This window comes from Streptomyces sp. NPDC060027, assembly GCF_042737005.1.
Lineage (GTDB): Bacteria > Actinomycetota > Actinomycetes > Streptomycetales > Streptomycetaceae > Streptomyces.
The window spans coordinates 1-6,718 of sequence record NZ_JBHWVI010000333.1; the positions used below are offsets into that span (position 1 = coordinate 1).

A 6,718-nucleotide genomic window follows, 5' to 3' on the forward strand; every position below is an offset into this window, starting at 1 on the left:
CGTCGCCGCTGGATCAGACGTGGGCTACCTGTGCGAACTGCTGCTCGATCCGAACGTAAGCGACGGACATAGGGATGTACCGGCACGGCCCCTCCGGCCACATTTCGGCTGCGGGCGCGTTTCCCCTTTTTCCGTCCCGGCCGGGGAAAGCTTCAGCCCCTCCGGCGTTTGAGGAGCGGGTCTGGGGCGGAGCCCCAGGGTGGTGCCGGCCGTGCCGGGGTCCTGTGGCCGCCGGTTTCTGGGGAGGCTGGTTGCTCGCCGGACGGCGCACGTACGATTTCGGTTGGTGTGGTGGAAGGGGCCGGTATGGCTGGGGAAGCGCGGGAGCGGCTGCTGGGGGAGCTGGCGGTCGTGTCGCGGCGGTACATGGCCTCGTACGCGCTGTTCAACCAGGCCCTCGCCGACCACGTCGGGCTGCATCCGACGGATGTGCAGTGTGTGAATCTGCTGAGCCTGGAGGCGGGGCCGGTGACCACCGGGCGGATCGCCGAGATGACGGGGCTGACGACCGGGTCGGCCACGCGGCTGGTGGACCGGCTGGAGAAGGCGGGCTATGTCGTGCGGGAGCGCGATGTGGTGGACCGGCGGCGGGTGCTGGTGGCGACCGTGCCGGAGAAGATCGCCGAGTTCGGCCGGATGTGGGAGCGGCTGGGCGGCGGCTGGTACGGCCTCTTCGACGGGCTCGACGACGCCGAGGTCGCCCTGATCATCGGGCACATGCGGCGCACGGTCGACTTCAGTGCCGAGCAGGTCGCGCGGCTGCGGTCCGGGGAGTTTCAGGCGGCCTCGGACGAGGCGTCGTAACGCTCGCGAGCCTCGACGACCTCCTCGATGTGGTGCTCCGCCCAGTCCTTGACGGCGGTGAGCAGGCAGCTCAGATTGCCGCCCAGCGGCGTGAGTTCGTAGTCGACGCGGACCGGGACGGACGGGGTGACCGTGCGGGAGACGATGCCGTCGCGCTCCAGTGAACGCAGCGTCTGCGTCAGCATCTTGGGGCTGACGCCGGCGATCTTGCGGCCGAGGTCGCTGTAGCGCATCGGTCCGCCCGCGTCGGCGAGCGCGCTCACGATCAGGCTGACCCACTTGTCGCTGATGCGGTCCAGGAGCTGGTTGGTGGGGCAGCTCTTGATGAACGCGTCGTACTCGACACGGGCCTGCTGGCGCCGCTGGGCCGCTGTCGTGGTCGCCATGACTCACCTCCGGGTGACGTACGCACCTTCAGGTGCCTACTTACCAATGGATAGTAACTCTTCCTAGGGTTGTTGCGGCGGGAAAGAGACCCGCGGATGACCTACTGATGGGGTGAGCTGGGATGCGTGCAGCGGTTGTGACGACGTTCGGTGGACCGGAAGCCGTCGAGATCGTCGAGGTCGCCGTGCCGGAGCCGGGGGCCCGGCAGGTGCGGATCAAGGTGGCGGCGGCGGGGGTCAATCCCGTGGACGCCGGAGTGCGGGCGGGTGTCTTCGGGGGCGCGGGGAAGCGGCTGGGGCTCGGCTGGGACGTGGCGGGCGTCGTGGACGCGGTCGGGGTCGCGGCCGGGTGGAGCGTGGGCGACGAGGTGGTGGCGCTGGCGTACGGGACCGCCAAGCTCCTCGGTACGCACGCCGATCACGTGGTGGTCGACGCCGACGCGGTGGCCGCGGCGCCCCGCTCGGTCGACGCGGTGCACGCGGCGAGCCTGCCGCTCAACGCGCTGACCGCGGCCCAGGCCCTGGACGGGCTGGGGCTGGAGCCGGGGCAGAACCTGCTGATCACCGGGGCCGCGGGGGCCGTCGGCGGGTACGCCGTGCAGCTGGCCGCCCGGCTCGGCGTGCACGTGACCGCGCTGGCCCGGGAGGGCGACGAGGAGCTCGTACGGTCCCTGGGTGCCGACCGGTCGGTGTCGGGCGCGGTGGCTCCGGGGAGCGTGGACGCGGTGCTGGACGCGGCGATCCTGGGCGCGGACGCGCTGGAGTGGGTGCGGGACGGGGGTGCCTTCATGGGGGTCATCCCGGGGGCCCACCCGGCGTCCGTGCGCGGAGTGCGGACCGGTGCCGTGGAGGTCGCCGCCGACGGGGCCCGGCTCGCGGAGCTGGTGGCACTCGTCGACGAGGGGGCGCTGACGCCCCGGGTCGCCGAGACGTACGCGCTCGACGAGGTCGTCAAGGCGCACGCGCGGCTCGCGGAGGGCGGGCTGCGGGGCCGGCTGGTCCTCGTTCCCTAGTGGTGCTGTTCGTCCGGTGCCTTGAGCGGCAGCAGGCGTACGAGGGGGCAGCACAGGAGAGTGATGGCGGCGACGACGGTGAGGCTCACGGCGGTGGCGTGGGTCTCGCCGCCGCCGGCCCGGAAGTAGACGGTGGTGACGGCGGCGGCTCCGATCGCGTTGGCGAGTTGCTGGACCGCGCCGAGCGAACCGCCCGCGCTGCCGGCCTCCTCGGGCGCGATGTCTCCGATGGTGACGTCGTAGAGCGAGCCGAAGCAGGCACCCATGCCCAGACCGATGACGAGCAGCGGCGGGACCAGGGCCCAGCTTCCGGTGTCCGTGCCGGAGACGGCGACCAGGGCGAGGAGGTGGGCGGTCCCGGCGAGCGTGACGAGGAAGCCGATGAGGACGAGGCGGCGGCCCAGACGGGCGATCAGGCGGTAACAGGCGATGGAGGCGATGACGATGCCCGCCGACAGGGGCATCAGGGCGAGCGCGGCACCCGAGGGGGACCGGCCGAGGCCCTGCTGGAGGAAGAGGGAGACGACGTAGAGGAGACCGGCGACCGCAGCGAAGAAGACGATGCCGAGGAGCAGTCCTGAGGTGAAGCCGCGGTTGTGCAGGAGGGAGGGCCGGATCAGCGGGCTGGGCGCGGTGCGCTGGCGGTGGCAGAACGCCGCGAAGAGCGCGAGGCCGGCGATCAGGAGAAGGACGGGGAGCGCGGTCCAGCCGTGGGCCGAGCCCTGGATGAGGCCGGTGAGCAGGGCGAGCATGGTGGCGCCGAGGAGGACGGAACCGGCGGCGTCGACGGTGGTCGTGCGGTCGCCGCTGTCGCGGGGGAGCAACCGGGCGGCGGCGAGGAGCGCGGCGCCGCCGAGGGCGATGTTGATGAGGAACATCGAGCGCCAGCCGAGGCCGGCGAGGTCGGCGTCGATGAGGAGTCCGGCGAGGATCGGGCCGCCGACGGCGGACAGGCCCATCACCGGTCCGAACAGGCTGTACGCCTTGCCGATCTCGTTCCGGGGCCAGGTCGCGCCGAGGATGCCGAAGCCCTGCGGAATGACGAGCGCGCCGAAGGCGCCCTGGGCGAGGCGGGCGGCGACGAGGGTTTCCGGCGTCGCTGCGAGGCCGCAGGCGACCGAGGCCGCGGTGAAGCCGGCGAGGCCGGTCAGGAAGAGCCGGCGGCGGCCGTACTTGTCGCCGAGCCGTCCGCCGAGGACGAGCAGGACGCCGAGCGCGAGGGCGTAGGACGCGCCGAGCCACTGGATGAGGGCGGTGCCGCCGCCGAGGTCGTGGGCGATGGTCGGGGCGGCGATGTTCGTGATGGTGCCGTCGAGGAGATCCAGGACGTCGGCGGCGAGCACGACGCCGAGGATCGCCCAGCGGGTGCGGGCGGGCGGATGGGCGGGCGGGTGCCCGGATTCAGGTGTGTCATGCAGTGTCTGTGTCACGCAGATAAATGTCGGGCATGAGGTGCGGTCCGGTCAAGTGCTTTGCCGGAGAGGTGGTCGGGGCCGGCGATCCGGACCGGGGATCGGGAGTGGGGTCGAAGGAGGGCCGCGAGGGGAGCCGGGGGGTGACGGGGTCAGGAAGGCTGGTGGGCGCTCGCGTAGGCCGTCGGGGGAACTCCGACCGTCGCCGTGAAGTCCCGGACCAGGTGGGCCTGGTCGGCGTAGCCGAGGTCGGCGGCGAGGGCCGCCCAGTTCACCGTCTCGGCGGTCTCGGCGCGCTCCAGGGCTTCGTGGATGCGGTAGCGCAGGATGATCCACTTCGGGCCGACACCGACGTACGCGGAGAAGAGGCGTTGCAGGGCGCGGACCGTCATGCCCTGCGCCTCGGCGAACTCGCCGACGTGGCGGATCGCGCGGTCGGTGCGGATGCGGTCGACCAGGGCCGTCGCGAGGGTGGCCTGCGGGTCCGGCCGCGGGTCCAGGTCCAGGAGGAAGGCGTCGAGGGCGGCCACCCGGGCCTGCTCGTCGTCCGGGTCGAGGACGGCCGGGGTGGCGCTCCCGGAGTCGGGGAGGACCTCCGGGAGGCGGAGCCGCCGCCCGGTGAGGGACGACAGGGGGCGGCCCGGCGCGAAGGGGCGGAAACCGCCGGGGCGGAACTGGATCCCGCACACCCTGCCGCGCCCCTCCAGTTTCTGGGTGAACAGGTCGAGTCCGATGCCGGCGACCTCGCCGAAGGGGTCCTGTCCCGCGTACCGCTGGAAGACGATGTTGACCGACGGGTGGGGGACCACGTGCGAGGCGTACGGCTGGGTGAGGTCCCAGTCGATCAGCCAGTAGTGCTCCAGGTAGGGGCGCAGGGGCTCGGCGGGCTCGTGGCGGCGGAAGCGGACGCGCGCGAAGAGCTCCGCGGAGTCGACGATGCCTCGGGTGTCACGGCGTGGGGCGGCCATGTGGGGATCGTAGGGCGGGGTACTGACAGTCGCGGAATACCTGGGGCGAGGTGGTGGTTCGGAGGTATAGTTGAACAGTCAACAACATGGAGGGTGAGCGACCATGCAGTTCGGGATCTTCAGCGTCGGCGATGTGACTCCGGACCCGACCACGGGCCGGGAGCCGAGCGAGCACGAGCGCATCAAGGCCATGGTCGCCATCGCGCAGAAGGCGGAAGAGGTCGGCCTCGACGTCTTCGCGACCGGCGAGCACCACAACCCGCCGTTCGTGCCGTCGTCCCCGACCACCCTGCTCGGCTTCATCGCCGCGCGCACCGAGAAGCTCGTCCTGTCCACGTCCACGACGCTCATCACCACCAACGACCCGGTGAAGATCGCCGAGGACTACGCGATGCTCCAGCACCTCGCGGACGGCCGCGTGGACCTGATGATGGGCCGCGGCAACACCGGGCCGGTCTATCCCTGGTTCGGTCAGGACATCCGGCAGGGCATCAACCTCGCCGTCGAGAACTACGCGCTGCTGCACCGCCTGTGGCGCGAGGACGTGGTGACGTGGGAGGGCAAGTTCCGTACGCCGCTCCAGTCGTTCACGGCGACGCCGCGCCCGCTGGACGGGGTCCCGCCGTTCGTCTGGCACGGCTCGATCCGCTCGCCGGAGATCGCCGAGCAGGCCGCGTACTACGGCGACGGCTTCTTCCACAACAACATCTTCTGGCCCGCCGACCACACCAAGAAGATGGTCGAGCTCTACCGCGAGCGGTACGCGCACTACGGGCACGGCACGGCCGAGCAGGCGATCGTCGGCCTCGGCGGCCAGGTCTTCATGCGGCCCAACTCGCAGGACGCCGTACGGGAGTTCCGGCCGTACTTCGACAATGCGCCGGTCTACGGACACGGGCCGTCGCTGGAGGACTTCACCGACCAGACACCGCTGACCGTCGGCTCGCCGCAGCAGGTCATCGAGAAGACGCTGGCGTTCCGCGAGTACGCCGGTGACTACCAGCGCCAGCTGTTCCTGATGGACCACGCCGGGCTGCCGCTCAAGACCGTCCTGGAGCAGCTCGACCTCCTCGGCGAGCAGGTCGTGCCCGTGCTGCGCGAGGAGTTCGCCAAGGGGCGGCCGGCCGATGTGCCGGACGCACCGACCCACGCGGCCCGGGTGGCCGCCGCCAAGGAAGAGGTGACCGTCGCATGAAGCTCGTCGTCGTCTCGGCGGGGCTGAGCGTTCCGTCGTCCACGCGGCTGCTGGCCGACCGGCTGGCGGCGGCGACCGCCGGCCGGGTGTCCGGTCCGGTGGACCTGCGGGTCGTCGAACTGCGCGACCTCGCCGTCGAGATCGCGCACAACTTCACCAACGGCTTCCCTGGGCGGGCCCTGTCCGCCGCGATCGACGACGTGACCTCGGCGGACGGGCTGATCGTCGTCACGCCGGTGTTCTCCGCCTCGTACAGCGGACTGTTCAAGTCCTTCTTCGACGTGCTCGACAAGGACGTGCTGGCGGGCAAGCCCGTGCTGATCGCGGCGACCGGGGGGACCGGGCGGCACTCGCTGGTCCTCGAACACGCGCTGCGTCCGCTGTTCGCGTATCTGCGGGCGGTGATCGTCCCTACCGGGGTGTACGCGGCTTCGGAGGACTGGGGGGCCGAGGGGCTTGCCGAGCGGATCGAGCGGGCGGCGGGTGAACTGGCGGTGCTGATGTCCGCCCTGACGGGCGCGTCCACTCCTCCACCGGCCCAGGTACGGCCCCCGGCGCCGGCCGAGTCCGGGCCTGCGGTCCCGGCCCAGGGTTCGTCCGGCTCGCCCGGCCCGGTCCAGGTGGCCGCGGCCGGTCGCGAGGACGGCTTCCGGGTGGTGCCGTTCGAGGAACAGTTGGCGGCGCTGCGGGTGTAGGGCGTGTTTTTCGCCCCCTCCGCCCCTACCCTTCCCACCCCTGGGGCTCCGCCCCACCCCAGACCCCGCTCCTCAAACGCCGGAGGGGCTGAATCTTGTAGGGGCTGAATCTTGCACCCGCACCCGTCCACGCGCGGGAGGGGCCGTGCCGGTACATCCCTGATGTCCGTCGCTTACGTTCGGATCGAGCAGCAGTTCGCACAGATAGCCCACGTCTGATCCAGCGGCGACGGACTGGGATGTAC

General features: G+C 71.6%; 7 protein-coding genes. 4 read left to right on the forward strand and 3 right to left on the reverse strand.

Annotated elements, in window-relative coordinates:
* Positions 1–306: 306 nt before the first annotated feature.
* Positions 307–804, forward strand: coding sequence for a MarR family transcriptional regulator (locus tag ACFWBT_RS40610; protein ID WP_351556810.1), 498 nt, complete (start codon positions 307–309; stop codon positions 802–804).
* On the opposite strand, the gene ACFWBT_RS40615 is transcribed toward ACFWBT_RS40610, so the two are convergent.
* The gene (locus ACFWBT_RS40615) at positions 777–1,190 is read right to left on the reverse strand and encodes a helix-turn-helix domain-containing protein (RefSeq protein WP_351556807.1); all 414 of its coding nucleotides are present in this window, start codon (positions 1,188–1,190) and stop codon (positions 777–779) included. The genes ACFWBT_RS40610 and ACFWBT_RS40615 overlap by 28 nt on opposite strands.
* Positions 1,191–1,312: 122 nt before the next feature.
* Between ACFWBT_RS40615 and ACFWBT_RS40620 the strand changes: the two genes are divergently transcribed.
* Positions 1,313–2,203 (forward strand): NADP-dependent oxidoreductase, encoded by an 891-nt coding sequence (locus ACFWBT_RS40620; RefSeq protein WP_385709173.1) that lies wholly within the window; start codon positions 1,313–1,315, stop codon positions 2,201–2,203.
* On the opposite strand, the gene ACFWBT_RS40625 is transcribed toward ACFWBT_RS40620, so the two are convergent.
* Both ACFWBT_RS40625 and ACFWBT_RS40630 read right to left on the reverse strand, forming a co-directional pair.
* Positions 2,200–3,633 (reverse strand): MFS transporter, encoded by a 1,434-nt coding sequence (locus ACFWBT_RS40625; protein ID WP_385709176.1) that lies wholly within the window; start codon positions 3,631–3,633, stop codon positions 2,200–2,202. The genes ACFWBT_RS40620 and ACFWBT_RS40625 overlap by 4 nt on opposite strands.
* Before the next feature lie 134 nt (positions 3,634–3,767).
* Positions 3,768–4,583, reverse strand: a complete 816-nt coding sequence (locus tag ACFWBT_RS40630; RefSeq protein WP_385709179.1) for a DUF6597 domain-containing transcriptional factor — start codon at positions 4,581–4,583, stop codon at positions 3,768–3,770.
* Between the two features lie 103 nt (positions 4,584–4,686).
* On the opposite strand from ACFWBT_RS40630, the gene ACFWBT_RS40635 reads away from it, so the two are divergent.
* Together ACFWBT_RS40635 and ACFWBT_RS40640 are read left to right on the forward strand one after the other, a co-directional pair.
* Positions 4,687–5,778, forward strand: coding sequence for an LLM class flavin-dependent oxidoreductase (locus tag ACFWBT_RS40635; RefSeq protein WP_385709182.1), 1,092 nt, complete (start codon positions 4,687–4,689; stop codon positions 5,776–5,778).
* Positions 5,775–6,473 carry an FMN reductase gene (locus ACFWBT_RS40640; protein ID WP_385709184.1) on the forward strand — a complete coding sequence of 233 codons (699 nt, stop codon included), beginning with the start codon at positions 5,775–5,777 and terminating at the stop codon, positions 6,471–6,473. The genes ACFWBT_RS40635 and ACFWBT_RS40640 overlap by 4 nt, the downstream gene beginning before the upstream one ends.
* The last annotated feature ends 245 nt before the right edge of the window (positions 6,474–6,718 follow it).

Bases quoted from the DNA above. Each gene is read 5' to 3' on its own strand.
- ACFWBT_RS40610 (WP_351556810.1), top strand. From the start codon at position 307: ATGGCTGGGGAAGCGCGGGAGCGGCTGCTGGGGGAGCTGGCGGTCGTG.
- ACFWBT_RS40615 (WP_351556807.1), bottom strand. From the start codon at position 1,190: ATGGCGACCACGACAGCGGCCCAGCGGCGCCAGCAGGCCCGTGTCGAG.
- ACFWBT_RS40620 (WP_385709173.1), top strand. From the start codon at position 1,313: ATGCGTGCAGCGGTTGTGACGACGTTCGGTGGACCGGAAGCCGTCGAG.
- ACFWBT_RS40630 (WP_385709179.1), bottom strand. From the start codon at position 4,583: ATGGCCGCCCCACGCCGTGACACCCGAGGCATCGTCGACTCCGCGGAG.
- ACFWBT_RS40635 (WP_385709182.1), top strand. From the start codon at position 4,687: ATGCAGTTCGGGATCTTCAGCGTCGGCGATGTGACTCCGGACCCGACC.
- ACFWBT_RS40640 (WP_385709184.1), top strand. From the start codon at position 5,775: ATGAAGCTCGTCGTCGTCTCGGCGGGGCTGAGCGTTCCGTCGTCCACG.